At 59.5% G+C, this 23,982-nt stretch carries 26 protein-coding genes and 1 tRNA gene; 9 read left to right on the forward strand and 18 right to left on the reverse strand.

The window, feature by feature from the left end; all coding sequences use genetic code 11:
- Positions 1-8: 8 nt before the first annotated feature.
- The 12 genes from rlmN to trmJ all read right to left on the reverse strand — a co-directional run bounded on the left by rlmN (position 9) and on the right by trmJ (position 9,094).
- Positions 9-1,157, reverse strand: coding sequence for a dual-specificity RNA methyltransferase RlmN (gene rlmN, locus AB4N73_RS16285; RefSeq protein WP_460142312.1), 1,149 nt, complete (start codon positions 1,155-1,157; stop codon positions 9-11).
- A 28-nt stretch (positions 1,158-1,185) separates the two neighbouring features.
- Positions 1,186-1,611 (reverse strand): nucleoside-diphosphate kinase, encoded by a 426-nt coding sequence (gene ndk, locus AB4N73_RS16290; RefSeq protein WP_024014216.1) that lies wholly within the window; start codon positions 1,609-1,611, stop codon positions 1,186-1,188.
- Between the two features lie 88 nt (positions 1,612-1,699).
- Positions 1,700-1,900, reverse strand: coding sequence for a Fe-S cluster assembly protein IscX (gene iscX, locus AB4N73_RS16295; protein WP_252868237.1), 201 nt, complete (start codon positions 1,898-1,900; stop codon positions 1,700-1,702).
- Positions 1,901-1,914: 14 nt separating this feature from the next.
- Positions 1,915-2,256, reverse strand: a complete 342-nt coding sequence (gene fdx, locus AB4N73_RS16300; protein WP_016773327.1) for an ISC system 2Fe-2S type ferredoxin — start codon at positions 2,254-2,256, stop codon at positions 1,915-1,917.
- Entirely contained in the window at positions 2,256-4,121 is a 1,866-nt protein-coding gene (gene hscA, locus AB4N73_RS16305; protein WP_039761433.1) for a Fe-S protein assembly chaperone HscA, read from the reverse strand. The genes fdx and hscA overlap by 1 nt, the downstream gene beginning before the upstream one ends.
- A gap of 50 nt (positions 4,122-4,171) precedes the next feature.
- Positions 4,172-4,693: a co-chaperone HscB gene (gene hscB, locus AB4N73_RS16310; RefSeq protein ID WP_460142313.1), complete on the reverse strand. Its 522-nt coding sequence runs from the start codon at positions 4,691-4,693 to the stop codon at positions 4,172-4,174.
- Positions 4,694-4,701: 8 nt separating this feature from the next.
- On the reverse strand, positions 4,702-5,025 hold the full coding sequence (gene iscA, locus AB4N73_RS16315; RefSeq protein ID WP_003227904.1) for an iron-sulfur cluster assembly protein IscA: 324 nt from the start codon (positions 5,023-5,025) through the stop codon (positions 4,702-4,704).
- A gap of 34 nt (positions 5,026-5,059) precedes the next feature.
- Positions 5,060-5,446, reverse strand: coding sequence for a Fe-S cluster assembly scaffold IscU (gene iscU / locus AB4N73_RS16320; protein WP_003227907.1), 387 nt, complete (start codon positions 5,444-5,446; stop codon positions 5,060-5,062).
- 100 nt (positions 5,447-5,546) lie between these two features.
- Positions 5,547-6,761, reverse strand: coding sequence for an IscS subfamily cysteine desulfurase (locus AB4N73_RS16325; RefSeq protein ID WP_016773324.1), 1,215 nt, complete (start codon positions 6,759-6,761; stop codon positions 5,547-5,549).
- A gap of 50 nt (positions 6,762-6,811) precedes the next feature.
- Complete coding sequence (gene iscR, locus AB4N73_RS16330) at positions 6,812-7,303, reverse strand: Fe-S cluster assembly transcriptional regulator IscR (protein WP_016773323.1); 492 nt, start codon at positions 7,301-7,303, stop codon at positions 6,812-6,814.
- A 240-nt stretch (positions 7,304-7,543) separates the two neighbouring features.
- Positions 7,544-8,320 carry a serine O-acetyltransferase gene (gene cysE / locus AB4N73_RS16335; protein ID WP_460142314.1) on the reverse strand — a complete coding sequence of 259 codons (777 nt, stop codon included), beginning with the start codon at positions 8,318-8,320 and terminating at the stop codon, positions 7,544-7,546.
- 3 nt (positions 8,321-8,323) lie between these two features.
- A complete protein-coding gene (trmJ, locus tag AB4N73_RS16340; protein WP_460142315.1) occupies positions 8,324-9,094 on the reverse strand; it encodes a tRNA (cytosine(32)/uridine(32)-2'-O)-methyltransferase TrmJ in 771 nt (256 codons plus the stop codon).
- 145 nt (positions 9,095-9,239) lie between these two features.
- Here trmJ and suhB point away from each other — a divergent pair, with 145 nt between their 5' ends.
- A complete protein-coding gene (gene suhB, locus AB4N73_RS16345) occupies positions 9,240-10,058 on the forward strand; it encodes a type III secretion system regulator SuhB (protein WP_016773320.1) in 819 nt (272 codons plus the stop codon).
- 243 nt (positions 10,059-10,301) lie between these two features.
- Here the strand turns inward: suhB and AB4N73_RS16350 are convergent, their stop codons facing one another.
- From AB4N73_RS16350 to queA, 6 genes are all read right to left on the reverse strand, one after another.
- The gene (locus AB4N73_RS16350) at positions 10,302-10,850 is read right to left on the reverse strand and encodes a glycine zipper 2TM domain-containing protein (protein ID WP_039761427.1); all 549 of its coding nucleotides are present in this window, start codon (positions 10,848-10,850) and stop codon (positions 10,302-10,304) included.
- Between the two features lie 121 nt (positions 10,851-10,971).
- On the reverse strand, positions 10,972-11,886 hold the full coding sequence (gene secF, locus AB4N73_RS16355; RefSeq protein ID WP_041479932.1) for a protein translocase subunit SecF: 915 nt from the start codon (positions 11,884-11,886) through the stop codon (positions 10,972-10,974).
- A gap of 9 nt (positions 11,887-11,895) precedes the next feature.
- Positions 11,896-13,764 carry a protein translocase subunit SecD gene (gene secD / locus AB4N73_RS16360; RefSeq protein ID WP_016773318.1) on the reverse strand — a complete coding sequence of 623 codons (1,869 nt, stop codon included), beginning with the start codon at positions 13,762-13,764 and terminating at the stop codon, positions 11,896-11,898.
- Positions 13,765-13,829: 65 nt separating this feature from the next.
- Positions 13,830-14,168, reverse strand: coding sequence for a preprotein translocase subunit YajC (gene yajC, locus AB4N73_RS16365; RefSeq protein WP_016773317.1), 339 nt, complete (start codon positions 14,166-14,168; stop codon positions 13,830-13,832).
- Positions 14,169-14,211: 43 nt separating this feature from the next.
- Positions 14,212-15,327, reverse strand: coding sequence for a tRNA guanosine(34) transglycosylase Tgt (gene tgt, locus AB4N73_RS16370; protein WP_460142316.1), 1,116 nt, complete (start codon positions 15,325-15,327; stop codon positions 14,212-14,214).
- Between the two features lie 14 nt (positions 15,328-15,341).
- Positions 15,342-16,406: a tRNA preQ1(34) S-adenosylmethionine ribosyltransferase-isomerase QueA gene (gene queA / locus AB4N73_RS16375; RefSeq protein ID WP_252882635.1), complete on the reverse strand. Its 1,065-nt coding sequence runs from the start codon at positions 16,404-16,406 to the stop codon at positions 15,342-15,344.
- A 108-nt stretch (positions 16,407-16,514) separates the two neighbouring features.
- Between queA and AB4N73_RS16380 the strand changes: the two genes are divergently transcribed.
- The 8 genes from AB4N73_RS16380 (at position 16,515) to AB4N73_RS16415 (ending at position 23,814) form a co-directional block, all read left to right on the forward strand.
- Positions 16,515-16,599: transfer RNA gene (locus tag AB4N73_RS16380), tRNA-Leu, on the forward strand.
- A 164-nt stretch (positions 16,600-16,763) separates the two neighbouring features.
- Positions 16,764-18,005, forward strand: coding sequence for a tyrosine-type recombinase/integrase (locus tag AB4N73_RS16385; RefSeq protein WP_315435901.1), 1,242 nt, complete (start codon positions 16,764-16,766; stop codon positions 18,003-18,005).
- A gap of 285 nt (positions 18,006-18,290) precedes the next feature.
- Positions 18,291-19,130: a hypothetical protein gene (locus AB4N73_RS16390; RefSeq protein WP_315435900.1), complete on the forward strand. Its 840-nt coding sequence runs from the start codon at positions 18,291-18,293 to the stop codon at positions 19,128-19,130.
- A gap of 100 nt (positions 19,131-19,230) precedes the next feature.
- The gene (locus tag AB4N73_RS16395) at positions 19,231-19,512 is read left to right on the forward strand and encodes a helix-turn-helix transcriptional regulator (RefSeq protein ID WP_085641060.1); all 282 of its coding nucleotides are present in this window, start codon (positions 19,231-19,233) and stop codon (positions 19,510-19,512) included.
- On the forward strand, positions 19,509-19,814 hold the full coding sequence (locus AB4N73_RS16400) for a hypothetical protein (protein WP_315435899.1): 306 nt from the start codon (positions 19,509-19,511) through the stop codon (positions 19,812-19,814). Before AB4N73_RS16395 ends, AB4N73_RS16400 begins: the two co-directional genes overlap by 4 nt.
- A gap of 531 nt (positions 19,815-20,345) precedes the next feature.
- Positions 20,346-20,630, forward strand: a complete 285-nt coding sequence (locus AB4N73_RS16405; RefSeq protein WP_460142317.1) for a hypothetical protein — start codon at positions 20,346-20,348, stop codon at positions 20,628-20,630.
- A complete protein-coding gene (locus tag AB4N73_RS16410; RefSeq protein WP_460142318.1) occupies positions 20,627-20,899 on the forward strand; it encodes a DUF3077 domain-containing protein in 273 nt (90 codons plus the stop codon). Before AB4N73_RS16405 ends, AB4N73_RS16410 begins: the two co-directional genes overlap by 4 nt.
- A complete protein-coding gene (locus tag AB4N73_RS16415) occupies positions 20,896-23,814 on the forward strand; it encodes a DUF927 domain-containing protein (protein WP_460142319.1) in 2,919 nt (972 codons plus the stop codon). The genes AB4N73_RS16410 and AB4N73_RS16415 overlap by 4 nt, the downstream gene beginning before the upstream one ends.
- Positions 23,815-23,982: the final 168 nt, after the last annotated feature.

The raw sequence follows: 23,982 nt of genomic DNA on the forward strand, positions 1-23,982 counted from the left end.
ATCCTCTCTTAGTTAGTGTTCGCGGCGTTCTGTGCCAGATCGCTGTCGGCGCTCAACTCGCGCACGGCGATGTAACGTTCGCTGCGACGGGTGCGATCCAGCACCTGCCCTACCAATTGACCACATGCGGCGTCGATGTCTTCACCACGGGTGGTGCGCACGGTGACGTTGAAACCGGCCTGATGCAACTGATTCTGGAAGCGGCGGATGGCATTGTTGCTCGGCCGCTCGTACCCGGAGTGCGGGAACGGGTTGAATGGGATCAGGTTGATCTTGCACGGGATGTCTTTAAGCAGCTCGATCATTTCCACTGCGTGCTCAAGCTTGTCGTTGACGTCCTTGAGCAAGGTGTACTCGATGGTCAGCACACGTTTCTCGCCAAGGGCGGACATGTAGCGCTGGCACGACTCGAGCAGCATCTTAAGCGGATATTTCTTGTTGATCGGCACCAATTGGTTACGCAATGCGTCATTCGGTGCATGCAGGGACAACGCCAGGGATACGTCGATGTGCTTGGCCAGCTCATCGATCATCGGCACCACACCCGAGGTGGACAGGGTCACGCGGCGCTTGGAGATCCCGTAGCCGAGGTCATCCATCATCAGATGCATGGCGGCGACGACGTTGTCGAAGTTCAGCAACGGCTCGCCCATGCCCATCATCACCACGTTGGTGATGGCGCGGTCGACGGTGGCCGGGACGCTGCCGAAAGATTTGTTGGCAATCCACACCTGACCGATGACTTCGGCGGCGGTGAGGTTGCTGTTGAAGCCTTGCTTGCCGGTGGAGCAGAAACTGCAATCCAGGGCACAGCCTGCTTGGGACGAAACGCACAGAGTGCCGCGCTTGCCCTGGGGAATGTACACGGTCTCGACGCAGCTGCCGGACGCCACGCGCACCACCCATTTACGGGTGCCGTCGCTGGAGATGTCCTCGCTGACCACTTCCGGACCACGCACTTCAGCAATGGCCTTGAGCTTGTCGCGCAAGGCTTTGCTGACGTTCGTCATGGCGTCGAAATCATCGACGCCAAAGTGGTGAATCCATTTCATTACCTGACCGGCACGGAAACGCTTCTCCCCGATTGAGTCGAAGAATTTTTCCATTTCCGGCTGGGTCAGACCCAGCAGGTTTGTTTTAACAGTCGATGTAGTCATGGATTCACCTTCACTCTGCAAGCAATGCTTAGCGAGTGGTTACTTCAGTAGCTGCGAAGAAGTAAGCGATTTCGCGAGCGGCAGCAGCTTCGGAGTCCGAACCGTGAACGGCGTTGGCGTCGATCGATTCAGCGAAGTCAGCACGGATGGTGCCGGCAGCAGCTTCTTTAGGGTTGGTAGCGCCCATCAGCTCACGGTTGCGAGCGATAGCGTTTTCACCTTCCAGAACCTGAACGACAACCGGACCGGAAGTCATGAAAGCAACCAGGTCACCGAAGAAACCGCGCTCGCTGTGCTCAGCGTAGAAGCCTTCGGCTTCGGCTTTGGACAGTTGCTTCAGTTTCGAAGCTACAACGCGCAGGCCAGCGTCTTCGAAGCGAGTGGTGATCTTGCCGATCACGTTTTTAGCAACGGCGTCAGGCTTGATGATGGAGAAAGTACGTTGAACAGCCATGGTGTAACTCCAGAAACGGTAATTTGCGAAAAATTAAACCCGCGAATTATACGCGGGTTCTTTGGTATTGCCTAACCTGCGAGGACGATCAGTCGACTTCTTCGATCCAGAGCGCCTGAACCGCTTCCAACACCTTCTCGCCGACACGGCCGGAGGTGTTGTCGAAGTCAGGCAGTTCCATGATCCATCGCTGCAAGTCGACGAAATTGACATAAACCGGATCTACATCCGGCTTGGCTTCCGCCAATTCTTCTGCAATGCGTTGAACATCATTCCAACCGTAGCTCATGACAGTCTTACCAGTCAGTGCGGCGCTTCGGCCGCATGGTTAAGCGAATATTTCGGAATCTCGACGGTGAGGTCTTCCTCACCGACGATGGCCTGACATGCCAGACGCGATTGCGCTTCCAGGCCCCAGGCACGGTCGAGGAAGTCTTCTTCCAGCTCGTCGGCCTCTTCCAGCGAGTCGAAACCCTCGCGGATGATGCAATGGCACGTGGTGCAGGCGCAGACGCCGCCGCACGCGCTTTCCATCTCGATATGGTGTTCGTGGGCCAGTTCGAGAATCGATGTGCCGGGCGCAGCCTCGACCACCATGCCTTCAGGGCAGAACTTCTCGTGGGGCAGAAAAATGACCTGCGGCATCAGATATCCTCGATTTCATTCAGGTTGCGCCCCGACAGAGCGGCTTTCACCGTCAGATCCATGCGGCGGGCAGCAAAAGCATCGGTCACTTGCGACAGACGCTTGGTCTGCTGCTCGATGGCGTAGCCATCGGTACCTTTCATCAGTTCGGCCAGTTCCTGCATTTGCAGTTCGATGACCATGCGCTCTTCGGCGTCGAGCAGACGCTCGCCATCGGCCTCCAGCGCGCCCTGCACCGCTTCGAGCAGGCGCTGGGCATCGACTTGCTGCTCACGCAGAACACGGGCGACCTTGTCGTCATTGGCGTGCTGGAACGAATCCTTGAGCATCTTGGCGATTTCGCCATCGGTCAGACCATAGGAAGGTTTGACCTGAATGCTCGCCTCAACGCCCGAGCCCAATTCACGGGCAGACACGCTGAGCAGACCGTCGGCGTCGACCTGGAAGGTCACGCGAATTTTCGCCGCACCGGCCACCATCGCCGGAATGCCGCGCAATTCGAACCGTGCCAGAGAGCGGCAATCGCTGATCAGCTCGCGCTCGCCCTGCAAGACGTGGATCGCCATGGCCGACTGGCCGTCTTTATACGTGGTGAAATCCTGAGCGCGCGCGACGGGGATGGTGGTGTTGCGCGGAATCACCTTCTCCATCAGACCGCCCATGGTTTCCAGCCCCAGGGACAGCGGAATCACGTCGAGCAGCAGCAGTTCGCCGCCATCGCGTTTGTTGCCAGCCAGGGTGTCGGCCTGGATCGCGGCCCCGATGGCCACCACTTGATCCGGGTCGATTTCCGTCAATGGCTGACGACCGAAGGCTTCGGCAACGGCTTCACGAACACGTGGCACGCGGGTCGAACCGCCGACCATGACCACGGCGTGGACGTCTTCCAGCTCGATACCGGAATCGCGAACCGCGCGGCGGCAGGCTTTCAGACTGCGCGCGACCATTGGCTCGATCAGCGCATCGAAGGCTTCGCGGGTCAGTTGCGCTTTCCAGTCGCCGTAAGCCACTTCCACACTGGCCGCATCGGTCAAAGCCTCTTTGGCCGCGCAAGCGGTTTGCAGCAGATTGCGTTGTGCGCCCGGGTCGAGATCGGCGGACAGGCCAGCACTCTCGATGATCCAGCCGGCAATCGCATGATCGAAGTCATCGCCGCCCAGCGCGCTGTCGCCGCCAGTGGCCAGAACTTCAAAGACGCCGCCAGTCAGACGCAGAATGGAAATATCGAAGGTACCGCCACCAAGGTCATAAATTGCAACCAGGCCTTCAGCATGTTGATCCAGACCATACGCCACAGCAGCAGCGGTCGGCTCATTGAGCAGACGCAACACGTTCAGACCGGCGAGTTTGGCCGCATCTTTGGTGGCCTGACGCTGCGCATCGTCGAAGTAGGCAGGAACGGTGATTACCGCGCCAACCAGTTCGCCACCCAAGGTCGCTTCAGCGCGCTGACGCAGGACCTTGAGGATATCGGCGGAGACTTCAACCGGGCTTTTCGGTCCTTGCACGGTGTCGATGAACGGCATGTGCGATTCGCCGCCGACAAAGCGGTACGGCAGTTGCTCGCCCAATTGCTTGACGTCGGACAGACCACGACCCATCAAGCGCTTGACCGAAAGCACGGTGTTAAGAGGATCGGAGGATGCCGCCAGCTTGGCGGACTCACCGACTTCGACGCGGTCGGCGTGATAACGCACGGCGGACGGCAGGATGACCTGCCCGTTGGCGTCGGCCAGCGGTTCGGAAAGACCACTGCGCAGCGCAGCGACCAGCGAATTGGTAGTACCCAAGTCGATGCCCACAGCCAGACGGCGCTGGTGCGGTTGAGGACTTTGGCCGGGTTCGGCGATCTGCAGTAGAGCCATGGTGATCAGGTCTTGTCTGTCTGTCAGCGTGCAATCAGGGCAGCACTGGGTTAATCGTCGAGGCGCTCTTCCAGCTGGCGCACTTCGTAGGTGAGCTTGTCGAGGAACTGCATTCGCCGCATCAGGCGTTCGGCCTGTTCACGTTGCGTTGCATCATCCCAACAGGCTGCGAAGCTTTCGTTGAGCTGTTCCTGAGCCGCCTTCAAACGACGCTTGAATACCGCGACACCGTCGAGGTCGGCACTGTCCTGCAGATCTTCGAGCTCTTCGCGCCATTGCATCTGCTGCAGAAGAAACTCGGGATCGTGGACGGTGACTTCCATCGGCACTTCATGCCCGCTGATTTTCAGCAGGTAGCGTGCGCGCTGGGCCGGGCTCTTGAGCGTCTGATAGGCGTCGTTGAGCCGCGCCGATTGCTCGAGTGCCGAGCGCTGCTCGCGCTCGGAAGCGTCGGCAAAGCGGTCAGGATGGACGCCGCGCGCCAACTCACGGTAGCGCGTGGCCAACTGCTCGAGATCCAGGCGGAAGCTCGGTTGCAGCTCGAATAAAGCGAAATGACAAGGAATACCCACGACCAGCCTCAGATGTTGAAGCTTTCGCCGCAGCCACATTCACCGCGCACGTTGGGGTTGTTGAACTTGAAGCCTTCGTTCAACCCTTCCTTGACGAAGTCGAGCTCGGTGCCGTCCAGGTAGGCCAGGCTTTTCGGGTCGATGATCACTTTTTCGCCGTGACTCTCGAACACCTGATCCTCCGCCACTACCTCGTCGACAAACTCCAGCACGTAGGCAAGGCCGGAACAGCCTGTGGTGCGAACACCCAGACGAATCCCTTCACCTTTGCCGCGCCCGTCGAGGGAGCGCCGCACGTGTCGAGCAGCCGCTTCTGTCATGCTGATAGCCATCGTTGACTCCTTACTCGTCGCCGAATCTTGAAATTCAGATCAAGCCTTTCTTCTGCTTGTAGTCGCGAACAGCCGCTTTGATAGCGTCTTCAGCGAGCACGGAGCAGTGGATTTTCACTGGCGGCAAAGCCAGTTCTTCGGCCAGCTGAGTGTTCTTGATGGTTTCGGCTTCGTCCAGGGTCTTGCCCTTCATCCACTCGGTGGCGAGGGAGCTGGAGGCGATTGCCGAACCGCAACCGTAGGTCTTGAACTTGGCGTCTTCGATAACGCCCTGATCGTTGACCTTGATCTGCAGACGCATCACGTCGCCGCACGCCGGAGCGCCGACCATGCCGGTGCCGACATCAGGATCTTCCGCGTTCATCTTGCCGACGTTGCGCGGGTTTTCGTAGTGGTCGATGACCTTTTCGCTGTAAGCCATGATTCTCAATCCTCACTCATCAGGGCCGCTCTTGAGACCCTGCAACTGCGCTGCGTTAACGCCGCGTCGCTACAGGATCTGTATCCGGCGGCTTCTATAGTTAGTGTGCCGCCCACTCGATTTTCGAGATATCGACGCCGTCTTTGTACATGTCCCACAGCGGCGACAGAGCGCGCAGCTTGGTAACGGCCTCGCAGACTTTCTGCGCGGCGTAGTCGATTTCTTCTTCGGTGGTGAAACGGCCGAAGGTAAAGCGGATCGAGCTGTGTGCCAGTTCGTCGTTGCGGCCCAGGGCGCGCAGTACGTACGAAGGCTCCAGCGACGCCGAGGTGCAGGCCGAACCGGACGATACCGCCAGATCCTTGAGCGCCATGATCAGCGACTCGCCTTCAACGTAGTTGAAGCTCAGGTTCAGGTTGTGCGGAACGCGGGCGGTCAGGCTGCCGTTGACGTACAGCTCTTCCAGGTGCTCGACCTGCTTGTAGAAGCGATCGCTCAAGGCTTTGATGCGCACGTTTTCAGCGGCCATGTCTTCCTTGGCTACGCGGAACGCTTCGCCCATGCCGACGATCTGGTGGGTCGCCAGGGTGCCGGAACGCATGCCGCGCTCGTGACCGCCGCCGTGCATGGTCGCTTCGATGCGCACACGCGGCTTGCGGCTGACGTACAGTGCGCCGATGCCTTTAGGGCCATAAGTCTTGTGGGCGGAGAACGACATCATGTCGACTTTCAGCTTCTGCAGATCGATTTCGACCTTGCCGGTGGACTGAGCCGCGTCGACATGGAACAGCACGCCTTTGGCGCGCAGCATCTCGCCGATGGCAGCGATGTCGTTGATGGTGCCGATTTCGTTGTTGACGTGCATCACCGACACCAGAATGGTGTCTTCGCGCAGTGCCGCATCAATCATTGCCGGGGTGATCAGACCGTCTTCGGTCGGCTCGAGGTAGGTCACTTCGAAGCCTTCACGCTCCAGCTGGCGCATGGTGTCGAGGACTGCCTTGTGCTCGATCTTGCTGGTGATCAGGTGCTTGCCCTTGGAGGCGTAGAAATGTGCCGCGCCCTTGATCGCCAGGTTGTCGGATTCGGTGGCACCGGAGGTCCAGACGATTTCGCGCGGGTCGGCATTGACCAGATCGGCCACCTGACGACGAGCGTTTTCGACGGACTCTTCAGCCTTCCAGCCGAACACGTGGGAACGGGACGCCGGGTTACCGAAGTTTCCGTCGACCAGCAGGCATTCACTCATTTTCTGCGCAACGCGCGGATCAACCGGGGTGGTTGCAGAGTAATCAAGGTAAATCGGCAATTTCATGGACTATCTCCTAAATCAGGGCTGGCGTGCCGCGGGTAGCTCTTCGGCTGTCATTCGACGGCGGACGCTTCAATCTTGTCCAGGCGTGGCGCCTTGCTGCTGCAACGGCGCTGGTCCTGACGCTGGGCCACTTCTTGTACCTCACGGCGAGTCACAAGGTCGGCCAAGCTGATACCGCTCAGAAATTCGTGAATCTGCAGGCTCAAATCGCACCACAGATGATGGGTCAGGCAGGTATCGCCGGAATGGCAATCGCCCTGGCCCTGGCACTTGGTGGCATCGACCGATTCGTTCACCGCATCGATCACCTGGGCGACCTGGATGCCCTGCATGTCGCGGGACAACTGGTAGCCACCACCCGGACCGCGAACGCTGGAAACCAGGTTGCTGCGGCGCAGCTTGGCAAACAGCTGCTCGAGGTAGGACAGGGAGATGCCTTGGCGCTCGGAGATATCGGCCAGAGACACCGGCCCGTGCTGCGCGTGCAACGCCAGGTCAAGCATGGCGGTCACGGCGTATCGGCCTTTTGTAGTCAGTCGCATGGACAGTTACCACGGAGTTCGGAATGGGCGGGAGTATGCAATTCCCGAGCATTTAAGTCAACTATAAGACCTAGTGCTTTAGTCGGGTTTACCCGCAAAAGAGCGCGCGCACTATAGCAAAGACGGGCTGCGGACAGCCAGCGGAACCGCGTGATCGTTCTTCGCGAGCAGGCTCGCTCCCACATTGGAATGCATTGCTCTTGTGGGAGCGAGCCTGCTCGCGAAAAGCAGCGCCGCGGTTCAGCCGGCTTTCGATTCGTCCTTGCCCTTGACGCAAGCGAAGTCTTCTTCGCGCAGTTCAGGCAGATCTTTCGCACAGTAATTGCTGCCCAGATCCTTCAGTGCGCCGCACATGCCTTCCAGGCGCCCGTCCACTGCTTGCAGATGATCGAGCAACTGGCCGATGGCGCGGGCCACCGGGTCGGGCATGTCTTCGCTGACACCGTAGGCGTCGAAACCGATCTTTTCCGCCATGGCTTTGCGCTTGGCGTCCTGCTCTTCGTCGGTCTTGACGACGATCCGCCCCGGAATCCCCACCACCGTGGCGCCCGGCGGCACTTCTTTGGTGACCACAGCATTGGAACCGACTTTGGCGCCGGCACCCACAGTGAACGGGCCAAGCACCTTGGCGCCAGCGCCGACCACCACGCCATCACCCAGCGTCGGGTGGCGCTTGCCTTTGTTCCAGCTGGTGCCGCCGAGGGTCACACCCTGATAGATAGTCACGTCGTCGCCGATCTCGGCGGTTTCACCAATGACGATGCCCATGCCGTGGTCGATGAAGAAACGCCGACCGACCTTGGCGCCCGGATGAATCTCGATCCCGGTCAGCCAGCGACCGAAGTTCGACACCAGTCGCGCCAGCCACTTCAACTCATTGCGCCAGAGCATGCCGGCCAGACGATGAATCCAGATCGCATGCATGCCGGGGTAGCAGGTCAGGACTTCAAAAGCGTTACGCGCCGCCGGGTCTCGATGGAATACGCTCTGGATATCTTCACGCAAACGCTCAAACATCATTCAATCCTTCCGCTTTAGAAGCTCGCCACGGGCCGCTTTCTGGGTTTCCGTGAGGATGCCACGCAAAATATTCATTTCCGCCCGGCTGACCGAGCTGCGTCCGTACAACCGGCGCAGGCGCGCCATCAAGTGCCGTGGCTTTTCCGGATCGAGGAATTCGATGGCGACCAGCGTCTGCTCCAGGTGCTCATAGAATCGCTCCAGCTCATCCATGGTCGCCAGCTCGGCGCTTTTCACCGAGGCCACTTCTTCTTTCTCGACCTTGCTTGGCTGACCCTGTGCGGCCAGCCAGGCCATGCGCACTTCATAACTCAACACCTGCACCGCCGCCCCGAGATTCAGCGAACTGAACGTCGGGTCGGAAGGGATGTGCACGTGAAAATGACATCGCTGCAGCTCTTCATTGGTCAGGCCGGAATCTTCACGACCGAACACAAAAGCAATCTCGGCGCCCTGCCCGGCTTCCTCGACCACCTTGTTGCCGCATTCGCGCGGATCCAGCAGCGGCCAGGGAATACGCCGGTCGCGGGCGCTGGTGCCGAGCACCAGATTGCAGCCGACCAGAGCATCTTCCAAGGTGGCGACGACTTGCGCGTTTTCAAGGATGTCACCGGCACCAGAGGCGCGGGCATCGGCCTCGTGGTGCGGGAAGACCCGCGGATCGACCAGCACCAGTCGCGACAGACCCATGTTTTTCATGGCGCGCGCGGCCCCGCCGATGTTGCCGGGGTGGCTGGTGTTGACCAGGACGACACGAATGTTCTGCAGCAAGGGAGGCGCTCTCGGACACGGGAAAGGGGGGCAAATCTTACAGAACAGCCTACCGTTAAGCTATGAAAGCGAACAGCGTCCTTCACCTGAAGAAAAGTTCTGATAGAATGCGCGGCTTTCTTTAACAACCTTAGGTGACACATCCATGCAGCCCATGCTGAATATCGCGCTGCGCGCCGCCCGCAGCGCCAGTGAACTGATCTTCCGCTCCATCGAGCGCCTGGATACCATCAAGGTCGACGAAAAAGACGCCAAGGATTACGTATCCGAGGTCGATCGCGCCGCTGAACAGAAAATCATCGATGCCCTGCGCAAGGCTTACCCGAATCACTCGATTCAGGGTGAAGAAACCGGCCTGCACGCTGGCACCGGCATCGAAGGCGAAGAGTACCTGTGGATCATCGATCCGCTGGACGGCACCACCAACTTTCTCCGTGGCATTCCGCACTTTGCAGTGAGCATTGCCTGCAAATATCGTGGCCGCCTTGAGCACGCAGTGGTTCTGGACCCGGTTCGCCAGGAAGAATTCACCGCCAGCCGTGGTCGCGGCGCTCAACTGAACGGTCGTCGTCTGCGCGTCAGCGGTCGTACCAGCCTCGACGGCGCCCTGCTCGGCACTGGCTTCCCGTTCCGTGACGACCAGATGGACAACCTCGACAACTACCTGGGCATGTTCCGCGCTCTGGTTGGCCAGACTGCCGGCATCCGCCGCGCCGGTTCGGCGAGCCTGGACCTGGCTTACGTAGCTGCCGGTCGTTTCGATGCGTTCTGGGAATCGGGCCTGTCCGAGTGGGACATGGCTGCAGGCGCCCTGCTGATTCAAGAAGCCGGCGGCCTGGTGAGCGACTTCACCGGTGGTCACGACTTCCTTGAGAAAGGCCACATCGTTGCCGGCAACACCAAATGCTTCAAGGCAGTGCTGACGGCGATCCAGCCGCACCTGCCGGCCTCGCTGAAGCGCTAAGCTTTCCGCGAAACCAAAAAAGCACCCTACGGGGTGCTTTTTTTATGTCTGCAATTCCAAACAGCACAATTCCCTGTGGGAGCGAGCCTGCTCGCGAATGGGGCGTGTCAGCAAAGAAAATATCCACTGTTAGACCGTATTCGCGAGCACGCTCGCTCCCACAGGTGAGAATCGCGCGCTGCCCTGAATCGCGAGCACAAAAAAAGCACCCCGCAGGGTGCTTCTTTTCACAACTGTGGAGCCTTACTGTCCCGGCTCATTCTGCGACAGGATCAGCTTGCCTTCCTTGTCGACCGGAATCTGGTTACCCGGATCACGATCCATCCGTACCTTGCCTTCCTTGCCATCGAGCGAGTAACGCACGTCGTAGCCGACGACCTTGTCGCTGATGTCATTGACCGTGTTGCAACGGGTTTGCGTGGTGGTGTAGGTGTCGCGGTTCTGCATACCTTCCTGCACCTTGTTACCGGCATAACCGCCGCCAACTGCACCGGCCACGGTGGCAATCTTCTTGCCGGTACCGCCGCCCACCTGATTACCCAACAAACCACCGGCTACGGCACCGATCGCCGTGCCGAGAATCTGGTGTTGATCCTTGACCGGCGCCTGCCGGGTCACGGTTACATCCTTGCATACTTCACGTGGAGTCTTGATCTGTGTCTTGACCGGCTCAACGGCTAATACTTGCGCATACTCAGGGCCGCTTTTAACCAGGCTGTAGGTGGCAACAGCACCCCCGGCTGTGACACCGACAGCACCCAATACCGCACCAACCAGCAACGACTTGTTCACATGAACCTCCTGACCATCACATGCGGGACGCGCCCGCGCTTCTCCCAGCCTTGGAGCACAAAAAAAGGCGCGAGTTCAACTCGCGCCTTTTGTTGGCTGACAGCCGGAAAATCGCTGGCCGTTATGGACGGTCGTCGACTTCCTTATCGGTGTTGGCCGGAGGAATCAGATCCTCGGTGGTCAGGTTCAGCCAGATCAGCACCACGTTGGCGATGTAGATCGACGAGTAGGTACCCGCCAGTACACCGATGAACAGCGCGATGGAGAAGCCGAACAGGTTGTCGCCGCCGAAGAACAACAGTGCCGCGATGGCCAGCAGCGTGGAGATCGACGTCGCCATGGTGCGCAGCAGGGTCTGGGTGGTCGAGATGTTGATGTTCTCGATCAGCGTCGCCTTGCGCAGCACACGGAAGTTCTCACGTACCCGGTCGAAAACCACGATGGTGTCGTTCAGCGAATAACCGATGATCGCCAGCACCGCCGCCAGCACCGTCAGATCGAAGGTGATCTGGAAGTACGAGAGGATACCCACGGTCACGATCACGTCGTGGATCAGCGACACAATGGCGCCGACCGCAAACTTCCACTGAAAGCGGAACGCCAGGTAGATCAGGATGCCGCCGAGCGCCAGCAGCATGCCGAGGCCGCCCTGGTCGCGCAGTTCTTCACCAACCTGCGGGCCGACGAACTCGACTCGCTTGACCGTCGCCGGGTTGTCGCCGCCGACTTTCTGCAATGCGTCTGCGACCTGATGGCCCAGCTGCGGGTCTTCACCCGGCATGCGCACCAGCAAGTCAGTAGTGGCGCCGAAGTTCTGCACCACGGCTTCGTGATAACCGGAGGTCGCCAGTTGCTCGCGCACCTTGGTGACATCGGCCGGACGCTCGTAGGTCAGCTCGATGAGCGTACCGCCGGTGAAGTCCAGACCCCAGTTCATGCCCTTGGTGGCGACGCTGAACAAGGCAATGACGGTAAGCAACACGGTGACGCCGAACGCGAAGTTGCGAACGCCCATGAAGTTGATTGTACGTAACATGGCAGCCCCTTAAATCCACAACTTCTTGAAGTCACGTCCGCCAAAGATCAGGTTGACCATTGCGCGGGTCACCATGATGGCCGTGAACATCGAGGTAAAGATCCCGAGGGACATGGTCACTGCGAAACCCTTCACCGGGCCGGTGCCCATGGCGAAGAGAATGCCGCCGACCAGCAAGGTGGTCAGGTTGGCGTCGAGAATCGCGGTGAATGCCCGGCCGAAGCCTTCGTTGATTGCCCGCTGCACAGTCATGCCGGCGGCGATCTCTTCACGAATCCGCGAGAAGATCAGTACGTTGGCGTCGACCGCCATGCCCATGGTCAGGACGATACCGGCGATACCCGGCAGGGTCAGCGTGGCGCCCAGCAACGACATCAATGCCAGCAGCAGCACCATGTTCACCGCCAGCGCGACGGTGGCGATGACGCCGAAGAAGCGGTAGATGGCGATGATGAACAGCGACACGAACAGCATGCCCCACAGGGAAGCATCGATACCTTTGGTGATGTTGTCAGCACCCAGGCTCGGACCGATTGTGCGCTCTTCAGCGAAGTACATCGGTGCAGCCAGACCACCGGCACGCAGCAGCAGCGCCAGTTCGGACGACTCGCCCTGACCGTTCAGGCCAGTGATGCGGAATTGCGCACCCAGCGGCGACTGAATGGTCGCCAGGCTGATGATCTTCTTCTCTTCCTTGAACGTCTGCACCGCGACGTCTTTCTCGACGCCATCGACCACTTGCTTGGTGTAAGTGGTGACCGGACGCTGTTCGATGAAGATCACCGCCATGCTGCGACCGACGTTGGAACGGGTCGCGCGGCTCATCAGCTCGCCACCGTGGCCATCCAGACGGATGTTCACTTCAGGCGTGCCGTGCTCGCCGAAACCGGCCTTGGCGTCGGTGACCTGGTCACCAGTGATGATCAGACCACGCTCGATCTGCGCTGGCGGACGGTTGCCTTCGCGGAATTCGAACGACTCGGAAGTGGCTTTCGAAGCGCCCGGCTCGGCGGCCAGACGGAACTCGAGGTTGGCCGTCTTGCCGAGGATACGCTTGGCTTCGGCAGTGTCCTGCACGCCCGGCAGCTCAACCACGATGCGGTTGGCGCCCTGACGCTGCACGATCGGTTCGGCAACACCCAGCTCGTTGACGCGGTTACGTACCGTGGTCAGGTTCTGCTTGATGGAGTATTCACGGATTTCCGCCAGCTTGGCCGGGGTCATCGCCAGACGCAGCACCGGTTGACCGTTGAGGTCGGCCGGAACAATGTCGAAATCGTTGAAGTTCTTGCGGATCAGCGCACGGGCCTGTTCGCGGGAATCTTCATCGCTGAAGCCCAACTGAATGGCACCGCCCAATTGCGGCAGGCTGCGATAGCGCAGCTTCTCTTTGCGCAGCAGGCTCTTGACGTCGCCTTCGTAGACTTTCAGGCGTGCATCGAGGGCTTTGTCCATGTCCACTTCGAGCAGGAAGTGCACACCACCGGACAAGTCCAGACCCAGCTTCATCGGGTGCGCACCGAGGTTGCGCAGCCATTGCGGAGTGGTCTGTGCCAGGTTCAGCGCGACGACGTAGTCATCACCCAATGCCTTGCGTACTACGTCCTTGGCCGGCAGCTGGTCTTCAGCCTTGCTCAGACGGATCAGACCGCCCTTGCCGCCAGCCGTCAGCGTGGCCGCCTTGACGTTGATGCCGGACTCTTTCAGCGCTGTGCTGACGCGAGCCAGATCGGCGTCATTGACCTGCAGAGCCGTGCTGGCGCCGCTGATCTGAATCGCCGGGTCATCAGGGTAAAGATTGGGAGCGGAATAAATCAGACCGATCGCCAGCACCGCCAGGATCAGAATGTATTTCCACAGAGGGTATTTGTTCAGCATCACGCCGCCCGTTATGAACGCGGGGCGCCTTGCGCGCCCCGTCGATTGAGTAGAAGTTGTTGCTCTTAGATCGCTTTCAGCGTGCCTTTTGGCAGCGTGGCGGCGATGGCGCCTTTCTGGAACTTCATTTCCACGGTGTCGGAAACTTCCAGAACCACGAAGTCATCGGCAACCTTGGTGATCTTGCCGGCGATGCCCCCAGTGGTCACGACTTCGTCGCCCTTCTGCAGGCTGCTCAGCAGGTTCTTCTGCTCTTTGGCGCGCTTGGCCTGTGGACGCCAGATCATCAGGTAGAAGATGACCAGGAAGCCGACCAGGAAAATCCACTCGAAGCCGCCGCCCATTGGGCTTGCAGCAGCCGGTGCAGCTGCGTCAGCCATGGCGTTAGAGATAAAAAAGCTCATTTAGCACTCCAGTTGCAAATGTTGAATCTTGGGGTCAGAAAACTCAGTCCAAAGGCGGAACGGGAAGTCCGCGTTTGGCGTAGAAGGCATCGACAAAGGCGGCCAATGTACCCTGTTGAATAGCCTCGCGCAAACCAACCATGAGCACCTGATAATGGCGCAAGTTATGGATGGTATTGAGCATGCTGCCGAGCATTTCGCCGCACTTGTCCAGGTGATGCAGATAAGCGCGCGAGAAGTTCTGGCAGGTGTAGCAATCGCAGGTCGGATCCAGCGGCGATTCATCATGGCGATGGAACGCGTTACGGATCTTCAGCACACCGGTATCGATGAACAGATGCCCATTGCGGGCATTACGGGTTGGCATCACGCAATCGAACATGTCCACCCCGCGGCGCACACCCTCAACCAGATCTTCCGGTTTGCCAACGCCCATAAGGTAACGAGGTTTGTCAGCGGGCATCTGGCCCGGCAGATAATCCAGCACCTTGATCATTTCGTGCTTCGGTTCGCCCACCGACAGACCGCCGATGGCGAGGCCGTCGAAGCCGATCTTGTCGAGGCCTTCGAGCGAGCGCATGCGCAGGTTTTCATGCATGCCGCCCTGGACGATGCCGAACAGCGCTGCGGTGTTGTCACCGTGGGCATTCTTCGAACGCTGGGCCCAACGCAACGACAGCTCCATCGATACCCGCGCGACGTCTTCGTCAGCCGGATACGGCGTGCATTCGTCGAAGATCATCACAATGTCGGAACCGAGATCGCGCTGCACCTGCATCGACTCTTCCGGTCCCATGAACACTTTGGCGCCGTCGACCGGAGAAGCGAAGGTCACGCCCTCCTCCTTGATCTTGCGCATCGCGCCGAGGCTGAACACCTGGAAGCCGCCGGAGTCGGTGAGGATCGGGCCTTTCCACTGCATGAAATCGTGCAGGTCGCCGTGCTCCTTGATCACTTGAGTGCCGGGACGCAGCCACAGGTGAAAAGTGTTGCCCAGAATGATTTCCGCGCCAGTGCCGACGATGTCGCGCGGCAGCATGCCCTTGACCGTGCCGTAGGTGCCGACCGGCATGAACGCCGGGGTCTCGACGGTGCCACGGGGAAAGGTCAGGCGACCACGACGAGCCTTGCCATCGGTGGCCAGCAGCTCAAAGGACATTCGACATTCGCGACTCATTCTGTTTCCTCTGGGCCTGTCTGTTCAGGGGCAGTTGGAGCGGGATTGCGGGTGATGAACATCGCATCCCCGTAACTGAAAAAGCGGTAACCGTTTTCGACGGCGGCCTTATAGGCGGCCATGGTTTCGGGATAACCGGCAAACGCCGAAACCAGCATCAACAGCGTGGATTCCGGCAAATGGAAATTGGTCACCAGGGCATCGACTACATGAAACGGCCGGCCCGGATAGATAAAGATGTCGGTGTCGCCACTGAACGGCTTGAGCACACCATCGCGCGCCGCGCTTTCCAGCGAACGCACGCTGGTGGTGCCGACCGCAATCACCCGACCGCCACGCGCCCGGCACGCAGCGACCGCATCGACCACATCCTGGCCGACTTCCAGCCACTCGCTGTGCATGTGGTGATCTTCGATCTTCTCGACACGCACCGGCTGAAACGTCCCCGCGCCGACGTGCAATGTCACGAATGCAGTCTCGACGCCCTTGGCAGCAATCGCCTGCATCAGCGGCTCATCGAAATGCAGCCCCGCCGTCGGCGCCGCCACCGCGCCCAGGCGCTGAGCGTACACGGTCTGATAACGCTCGCGATCCGAGCCTTCATCCGGGCGATCTATATAAGGAGGCAACGGCATGTGCCCGACGCGGTCGAGCAGCGGCAAGACTTCCTCGGTAAAACCCAGCTCGAACAGCGCATCATGACGCGCGAGCATCTCGGCTTCGCCACCGCCGTCGATAAGGATCTTCGAACCCGGTTTCGGCGACTTGCTGGAGCGCACATGGGCCAGCACGCGGTGCGCATCGAGCACGCGCTCGATGAGAATTTCCAGCTTGCCGCCAGACGCTTTCTGCCCGAACAGCCGCGCCGGAATCACCCGGGTATTGTTGAACACCATCAAATCGCCCGGGCGCAAATGCTCAAGCAAATCAGTGAATTGACGGTGTGCCAGGGCGCCGCTCGGCCCATCAAGGGTCAGCAGGCGACTACCGCGACGCTCGGCCAACGGATGGCGGGCGATCAGCGAATCAGGAAGCTCGAAAGTAAAGTCAGCAACGCGCATGATGGGGTTCGTCTAGCAGGGCCGGAAAGTCTAGCGGAAATATCGAAAATTGACCATGAAACGTGATTGACCAACGGTAATCACCTCTCTATACTTCGCCGCCATTGAGCCCTGATGGCGGAATTGGTAGACGCGGCGGATTCAAAATCCGTTTTCGAAAGGAGTGGGAGTTCGAGTCTCCCTCGGGGCACCACATAGCAGTATCTGAGAGTCTCTACCAGCCTCTCAGACCCAGAGAAACCGGCCACTTGGCCGGTTTTTTTGTGCCTATCTGTCTGCCCCTGTCTCCCCTTATCCGTTGTATCCCTGTATCCCTGCTTGTATCCTGAGAAAAATACCGAACTTTGGGATACAAGGATGAAGCGCGCAGACATCAAGCGCCGCCCTCTCGCTGACACGACACTTGCGGGATTGGAGCCGGAGTCAAAGGAATACCGGGAGCTAGACGGAAACGGCCTCTATTTCAGGGTTAAACCTGATGGTGGTAAATCCTGGCAGCTCCGCTACAAACGTCCGGCGGGCAATTGGGCTTGGATGGGGCTCGGGGGTTACCCGGAAGTAAGTGGCGCGCTGGCCAGGGACAAAGCTGCCGATCTACGCAAAGTAGTGAGTAGCGGTGCCGATCCCCTTGAACAAAAGCGATCCGCGAAAGCTGCTATCGATGCAGCAAAGACCCGAACCTTTCGAGCTGCCGCTGATGCCTGGCTGAAGGCAAAAGAGGAAAAGGGTCTCGCACCTTCCACTCTCAACAAAATCCGCACCTACCTCGACAAAGACATACTCCCGGCACTGGGAGATAAGCCTCTAGACGAAATCACCCGTACCGACTGCGCGGAACTCCAAGCATCCATCGAAGCCCGGGACGCACACAACGTGGCGGAAAAGTGTCGAACCTGGATCAATCAGATATTCGGGCGAGCCATCGGTTTGGGCCTCACGGAAAACGATCCGGGTAGTCGACTACGAGATATTGCAGCTCAAGCCCCGAAAACACAGCAGCATCCTCATTTACTTGAGCCTGAGCTGGCAGAGTTCCTCCAAGCGCTCAAAAACACTCCCAGCAGGCTGACGGCCCGGACTGCAGCATGGCTCTGTATCTGGACCGCATCTAGACCGGGCATGGTTCGGTTAGCTGAATGGAAAGAGTTCGACCTTAATAAAGCGTTATGGACGACGCCTGCCGCCAAGATGAAGATGCGTAGGGACTTTGTATGCCCACTCCCTGAGCAAGCGCTTTCCGCGCTCAAAGAACTTCACTGCCTCACTGGTCGCAGTCGCTGGCTGTTCCCCGGAGTGGGCGCGAAGAATCCAACGATTAGTGAAAACACAATCAATAAAGTCTTTGCGACGGTTGGTTACAAAGGCCGCTTGGTTGGGCATGGGACTCGTCACACCGCCAGTACTTTGCTCAGGGAGCACGGCTGGCCGAAAGAGCATGTCGAAGCGCAGCTTGCTCACAAAGAAGAGGGAATATCCGGGGTATATAACAAGGCTCAATACCTAGAGCACAGGGTGAAGATGATGCAGTGGTATGCAGATCACCTTGACGCGTTGGCATGCGAAAAGGTGATCAAGGGGCAATTTGGAAAAGCGGTATGAATGCACCTATCCATACCACCTCAAAAATCCATGTTACGAGTGTTACTCGTGTAACAGTGCCGGCCAAACACCCGGATTCATTGGCTTTGAACCCCGTTACATTCCAGCGCGCCATTCCGTACACTGGATGTAACGCACGCCGATTGTGTAACGCTACAACAGGCCCCTTGCCCGCTGCAGGCCGACACTCCTATCGCGCTCATTTGGCACTAGCGCAAAGCTCGCAGGCTACGCTTCCAACTCGCAGGGCGCGGGACAGCGCGTTGCACGCCGAGAGCCATTTGCATGATTGATACCCACCCGATCTTGCACTCGGCGCTAACCGTTGGCCTGATCCAATATCTCTCAGAGCAGCCACTCTACGAGTTCTGCAATGAACAGATCACTGACGTGTGCGAACTGATAAATCAGTGTTGCATTCGCATCCAGACCGGCGACATCAGCAGCGACCTGAACAGCATGTGCATCCAGACAACGATGCATGAGGAGGCTATTTTTCAGTACGCCTCAACCGACAAAAAAAACCGTCTCGCGCATTGGGTTCGCCGATACAGCAAGTGTCATTCAGCATCGGAACGCGAGGCATATGCCGCCTACGTCATGGCCTGCGCAGTAAAAGCGCTAAGCGCCCTAGCTGACTGGATGCGCTCCACCGAAAAAGAGGCTTGGTCGCATATTGACGAGCCTCCAACGGATTGGCCGTGGGACCTTTATTGTCAGGTCGTGGAAAGGCAAGTCGATCCTAACGAACGTATTGAGGCACTGGACCAGTACGTGCTGTTTTTGGAGCCCATAACATCCCTACCCTGCTTGGTCAGTGACGAGCTGACCCCAATCGCTTACAGAGCCATCGAGAACGCCATCCGCACCAAGGGCGGCATCATCAGCGGAATGGAACGTAACGAAGAAATCGGCGCAAGGGATACAGCAATCATTAGGCAAGGCCGACACTACGTGGCTAGCGGAATGTCACGGCGAAATGTGACCACGGCGGTTCATGCCTGGCTGAAACGGGAGGTGTCCAAACCACTCAAGCAGCGCGCTGAGTGGGTGACACTGGAAACCGAAAAAGCGCTAACCCGCAAAAGCGTGGAGGGAATCCTCAAGCGCAATTTTGTGGTGTGACCGATATTTCAATGTCATTTCAAATGGAAGTGAACTGCTCACCGCCGAGCAATCTCTAGACCATTGCTCTCGTTGTCCAAATCAATCGAGAGCAATACCTATGAACACCTCTGTCACCGATTTTCCCCGCAAGACTCCCGCCAACGCCGCCTCACTTTTTGATGCCGCTTCCACGTTAATCCGCATGCGGGAGGTGGAAGGCATCGTGGGGATGAAGCGTTCGACCATCTACAAACTGATGCAGCGCACCGACTGCGGCTTTCCGCAGCCCGTCAAACTGAGCAACAGCAACGCACGCGGCGCCCCTGTCGCCTGGGTCCTTTCCGAAGTTCAAGCGTGGGCGCGCAGCCGCATCGAGGCACGTGATCAGGTGGCCGCATGAGCCACAAGACTGCAAACAACGCTTTGATGCACCCCTTTTCGGTGTTGCGTCGGATCGGTTTCTCGTCTCGCGTCATGCAGCGTCTTGAACGCTACCGCAGCCAGCAGGATAGGCAAGGTCGCGTGGTCAGCGTACTGAGCTGGGCCGATGGCACCTGGTGCGCCCTCTCCCTTCACTGCGAAAAGACCGGTGCAGTGGTCGTCGACGAAGGCCAGCAGGCCGACGCTTACGAAGACGCCCGCTCCATGCTCACCGGCGGATTTCTGCCCCTTCTTTCCCTGCGCTGGGAAGCCCATGCCTGAAACAAAAACGCCTCCGGGGGCGATCCGGAGGCGTTGAGGTCAATCTACATGCTCGAACAATTTATGCCGCACCTGAAAAATCCGCAAGCCTTCAGCGCAGTTGCACTTTCGAAAAACGGACGTTACTCTCTGGCCGTCGCTGCAAAATCAGCGACCGGGTTTGGCGACCCGAGTTTAAGAAGGCGCACAGGCGCCCCCATCTCGATTGCAGGCGCTTTTTTTGTGCCCGCATTCCTGCTTTATGGCGGCTGTGCGTGGGAGACCTTCGGGTCTGCCGGGTTCCTTCTTACCCGGTTCGCCAACCTGCGCACAGCTGCCACCCCAATTCGTTTGGCGACGAATCGTGGCAGTTCCCACTTAAGAAGGAGCTCCACCCATGCACGCCCTCAATCCGTCCAAAATTCGCGCCGCTGCACATCGTGCAATGGCTCTCGCCGCTTTACACGCCAATTCCAGCCTCGCTACACGCCTCTCCCGATACAACGCTCACATGGCCAAAGCCCGTGCACTCGAAACCGCAGGCGGTGCCCAATGAATAACGCCCTGAGTTTCGCCCTGCCCGAAGATCTGCTCTGCGTGAATCCAACCGTAGAAGCCGGCGTACCCATCGACGCCATCACCTGCGCCATTGACCGCGCTGACTCGGTACTCACGCTGCTGGAGGATCACTTCGAAAACGAATCCTCACGCCTCGCGAATCACGTGATTGCTGCCGTCCTCTGGGACGTGCGTGGCACCCTCGGGTTGATCAAAACGCTGGCCATGCACGGTGACAACACTTCGGCCCCTGCGGTGCAGAAAGGCGGTGCGCTATGAGCATTTCCACCACACCGGGCCACGCTACCTTTTCTCGCGTTAATGCCACCGACCTGAAGCTATTTCGGGTGAATGCCGGAGTACCCGTCGAAGACGCGCTGGAGATGGTGTCGTTGCTGCAGCATCACGCGAACCAGCTCAGTTTCGACGCGGCCATGAGTGACCACGGCGAGCGTTTCAGTTGGCCCGCTCTGTACCTGGGAGAGATGGCAAAAGCGCTGATCGACGACATCAACGACGCGCTGTTTTTGCCGAGGACTGACACATGAGCCAACGCCCGAACAGCACCGCGAAACGTCCAAGCTTTGCCGACGTGAAAGCCGCCGCGCTGAAAGATATTGATCGTGTCTTGTCGCACTGGCTGCCCAACGGCAAGCGCGTGGATGGCGGCAAGGAATACACCGCTCCGAATCCGACCCGTAGCGACAAGCGCGCCGGATCGCTCAAGGTCAATTTGAGCAAGGGCACCTGGGCGGATTTCGCCACTGGCGACAAAGGCGGCGACCTGATCGATCTGGTGCGCTATCTGGACGGCGGCACGGACGTTGAAGCCTGCCACAAATTGGCGGATTGGCTGAACGTTGTACCCGGCACCGCCAAGATCAAGGCAGCCCCGAGTAAGCCCAAGGCACCGACGTGGAACGCCATCCAGCCGATCCCGACCGAGGCCATGAACAAGTGCCCGGCCAAGCATCGCGATCACGGCGTACCGTCCAAGGTCTGGATCTACCGTGACGCGCAGGGTCAGCCGCTCATGGCGTTGTATCGCTTCGACCTCGACCCGGATGAAGACGGCAAGCCGAAGAAGGTCTTTGCGCCCCTGACATGGTGTCAGCGCGCCGATAGCCAAACCAAACAATGGCGCTGGCAGGGTCTGCCGGATCCGCGTCCGCTGCTGCGCCTTGATGAACTGGCGCAGCGCGCTGACGCACCAGTGGCTCTGTGCGAAGGCGAGAAAGCGGCTGATGCCGCCGCCGAGCTGCTGCCTAACTACGTGGCCACCTGCTGGCCGAACGGCTCCAACTCCTGGCACAAAGCTGACCTGACGCCGCTCAAGGGACGCGACGTTTTGTTGTGGCCGGACAACGACGACAGCGGTAAAGCCTGCATGGCCACCGTTGCCGAAAAGCTGCGTGAAATCGGCGCCGCCTCGGTCCGGGTGATCGCGTTGGAGGTGTTCAAACGCAAGCCGACGCTGAAGAACGACCACGTCGCGTTCGCCAAAGGTGGTCAATGGAACGACGGCGACGATGCGGCCGATGCACTCGAAAAAGGCTGGACCGCCGGCCACTTCACCACGCTGGAAAGCAGCAGTGAGCTGTTCGGTGTGATCGAAGAAAAGCCGATAGTTGCCCAGGTGGAACCCAAGCCGGAACCAGAGCCGGAAGCGAAACCCAAAGCAGCGGCCAAGCGGCCGGCAAAATCGAAAAACGACCTGATGCCGGGAGGCTTTCGCCTGACGCCCGAAGGTGTGTTTTATGCCGGCGACGACGGGGAAGCGCGCCCGGTGTGTTCACCGCTGGCAATCCTTGCGCGAACCCGTGACGAGAAGGGCCACAACTGGGGCTTGCTGGTCGAGTTCGACGACCCCGACGGCACCAAGAAACGCTGGAACATCCCGGCGCGCACCATGACCGGCGATTTCGGTAAGGACGTACTCGGCCCGTTGGTGGACATGGGGTTGCGTTTGGCCGGCAGCCGCTCGGGACGCAACGCACGCAACGATTTGCAAAGCTACCTGGGCGGTTTCGACAGTGCTCAACGTGCGCGACTGGTCACCCGTTTGGGCTGGCATGACAACGCCTTTCTGTTGCCCGAGCAGCAGGTCGGCATGCACGCGGAACACCTGCACTTCTACGAAGCCGGCGCGCAGCTTCCGCCGATCAGCGAAGCGGGCACGCTCGAACAATGGCAACAGCAGATCGGCGCGCTGTGCATCGGCAATCATCGTTTGGCATTTGTCGTCGGCGTGGCCTTCGCCGGTCCCCTGCTGCACATGCTCGGCCACGAATCGGGCGGCTTCCACCTGTACGGCGACAGCTCCGGCGGCAAGACCACGCACCTGCAGGTTGCCGCCTCGATCTACGGAGGGCCGCGCCTGGTGCGCTCATGGCGCTCGACCGACAACGCTCTGGAGTCGATCGCTGCTGCGCATTCCGACGGGCTTCTGGTGCTCGATGAAATCGGCATGTGTGATGCCCGCATTATCGGCGAAACGGTGTACATGCTCGGCAACGGCACCGGCAAGGCCCGCGCCAATGATAGAGGCCAAGCAGGCCGGCAGGTGCAGGAATGGCGCCTGCTATTTCTCTCCACCGGCGAGAAGACCTTGGCGCAGCACATGGCAGAGGCGAACAAAGAGCTGAAAGCAGGTATGGAGGTGCGGATGCTCGCCGTCCCGGCCGATGCCAGCAAAGGCCTCGGCATGTTTGACACCCTCAACGGTTTCGAGGACGCCGCTGCTCTATCCGACGCACTCAAGGCGCGGGTAGCGAACTACTACGGGACCCCGCTTACCGCGTTCCTGACTGCGCTGTGCGAACCCGGCAAGCGCCACGGCTGGGCGGCAATCCTGCGGCGCACGCTGGAAGGCTTTATTGCCCAAGCGCTTCCCGCCTCTGCCAGTGGACAGGCACACCGCGCTGCGGCGCGCTTCGGCCTTGCGGCTGCTGCGGGCGAGCTTGCCACCGCGATGGGCATCACTGGATGGCCGGACGGCACGGCCACCACCGCCGCTCGCGTGTGCTTGAACGCCTGGCTCCACGAGCGCGGCGGCGCCGGAAATTTCGAGGGCGATGCGATTTTGGCGCGGCTGCGCCAGGTCATCGAGCGCTTCGGCGAAAGTCGCTTCACTCGCTGGGAATCGGCGGCGGCCAAGATCGATGAACACGGTCCGCGCACCATCGACCGCCTCGGTTTTCGCAAGACGCTTGAGCACGGCATGGGCGACACCATGCATACCACCAACACCTATTACGTGCTGCCCGAGGCGTGGCGCTCCGAGATTTTCCGGGGCATGAACATCAACGCCGTGAACAAGGAGCTGTTGCAGCGCGGCGTGCTGGAGCCGGCCAGTGATGGCAAGGCATCGAGTCTGGTCCGCCTGCCCGGCCTTGGGCCCCAGCGCTGCTACATCGTGAGGAGGATTCCAGGAACGGATGAGAGCGAGGCTCGGGCTGCCTGAAGGCATGTCCGCTGATCGAGGTAGCGCCGGCTTATTCCCGGCCTCGCCAGCCGCTCATTCAACCCAAACCCATTTCTGAAGGAACAAGACAAATGAACGAATTCCAAGCGTCTACCGAACAACACGAACTGCTCGGCCGCGAGACCACCGGGCTGGCACGGCCGGTTT

The sequence above is a fragment of the Pseudomonas sp. S3_B08 genome, from assembly GCF_054667725.1.

Bases quoted from the DNA above. Each gene is read 5' to 3' on its own strand.
- rlmN (WP_460142312.1), bottom strand. From the start codon at position 1,157: ATGACTACATCGACTGTTAAAACAAACCTGCTGGGTCTGACCCAGCCG.
- ndk (WP_024014216.1), bottom strand. From the start codon at position 1,611: ATGGCTGTTCAACGTACTTTCTCCATCATCAAGCCTGACGCCGTTGCT.
- iscX (WP_252868237.1), bottom strand. From the start codon at position 1,900: ATGAGCTACGGTTGGAATGATGTTCAACGCATTGCAGAAGAATTGGCG.
- fdx (WP_016773327.1), bottom strand. From the start codon at position 2,256: ATGCCGCAGGTCATTTTTCTGCCCCACGAGAAGTTCTGCCCTGAAGGC.
- hscA (WP_039761433.1), bottom strand. From the start codon at position 4,121: ATGGCTCTACTGCAGATCGCCGAACCCGGCCAAAGTCCTCAACCGCAC.
- iscA (WP_003227904.1), bottom strand. From the start codon at position 5,025: ATGGCTATCAGCATGACAGAAGCGGCTGCTCGACACGTGCGGCGCTCC.
- iscU (WP_003227907.1), bottom strand. From the start codon at position 5,446: ATGGCTTACAGCGAAAAGGTCATCGACCACTACGAAAACCCGCGCAAC.
- AB4N73_RS16325 (WP_016773324.1), bottom strand. From the start codon at position 6,761: ATGAAATTGCCGATTTACCTTGATTACTCTGCAACCACCCCGGTTGAT.
- iscR (WP_016773323.1), bottom strand. From the start codon at position 7,303: ATGCGACTGACTACAAAAGGCCGATACGCCGTGACCGCCATGCTTGAC.
- cysE (WP_460142314.1), bottom strand. From the start codon at position 8,320: ATGTTTGAGCGTTTGCGTGAAGATATCCAGAGCGTATTCCATCGAGAC.
- suhB (WP_016773320.1), top strand. From the start codon at position 9,240: ATGCAGCCCATGCTGAATATCGCGCTGCGCGCCGCCCGCAGCGCCAGT.
- secF (WP_041479932.1), bottom strand. From the start codon at position 11,886: ATGTTACGTACAATCAACTTCATGGGCGTTCGCAACTTCGCGTTCGGC.
- secD (WP_016773318.1), bottom strand. From the start codon at position 13,764: ATGCTGAACAAATACCCTCTGTGGAAATACATTCTGATCCTGGCGGTG.
- yajC (WP_016773317.1), bottom strand. From the start codon at position 14,168: ATGAGCTTTTTTATCTCTAACGCCATGGCTGACGCAGCTGCACCGGCT.
- tgt (WP_460142316.1), bottom strand. From the start codon at position 15,327: ATGTCCTTTGAGCTGCTGGCCACCGATGGCAAGGCTCGTCGTGGTCGC.
- queA (WP_252882635.1), bottom strand. From the start codon at position 16,406: ATGCGCGTTGCTGACTTTACTTTCGAGCTTCCTGATTCGCTGATCGCC.
- AB4N73_RS16385 (WP_315435901.1), top strand. From the start codon at position 16,764: ATGAAGCGCGCAGACATCAAGCGCCGCCCTCTCGCTGACACGACACTT.
- AB4N73_RS16390 (WP_315435900.1), top strand. From the start codon at position 18,291: ATGATTGATACCCACCCGATCTTGCACTCGGCGCTAACCGTTGGCCTG.
- AB4N73_RS16395 (WP_085641060.1), top strand. From the start codon at position 19,231: ATGAACACCTCTGTCACCGATTTTCCCCGCAAGACTCCCGCCAACGCC.
- AB4N73_RS16400 (WP_315435899.1), top strand. From the start codon at position 19,509: ATGAGCCACAAGACTGCAAACAACGCTTTGATGCACCCCTTTTCGGTG.
- AB4N73_RS16405 (WP_460142317.1), top strand. From the start codon at position 20,346: ATGAATAACGCCCTGAGTTTCGCCCTGCCCGAAGATCTGCTCTGCGTG.
- AB4N73_RS16410 (WP_460142318.1), top strand. From the start codon at position 20,627: ATGAGCATTTCCACCACACCGGGCCACGCTACCTTTTCTCGCGTTAAT.
- AB4N73_RS16415 (WP_460142319.1), top strand. From the start codon at position 20,896: ATGAGCCAACGCCCGAACAGCACCGCGAAACGTCCAAGCTTTGCCGAC.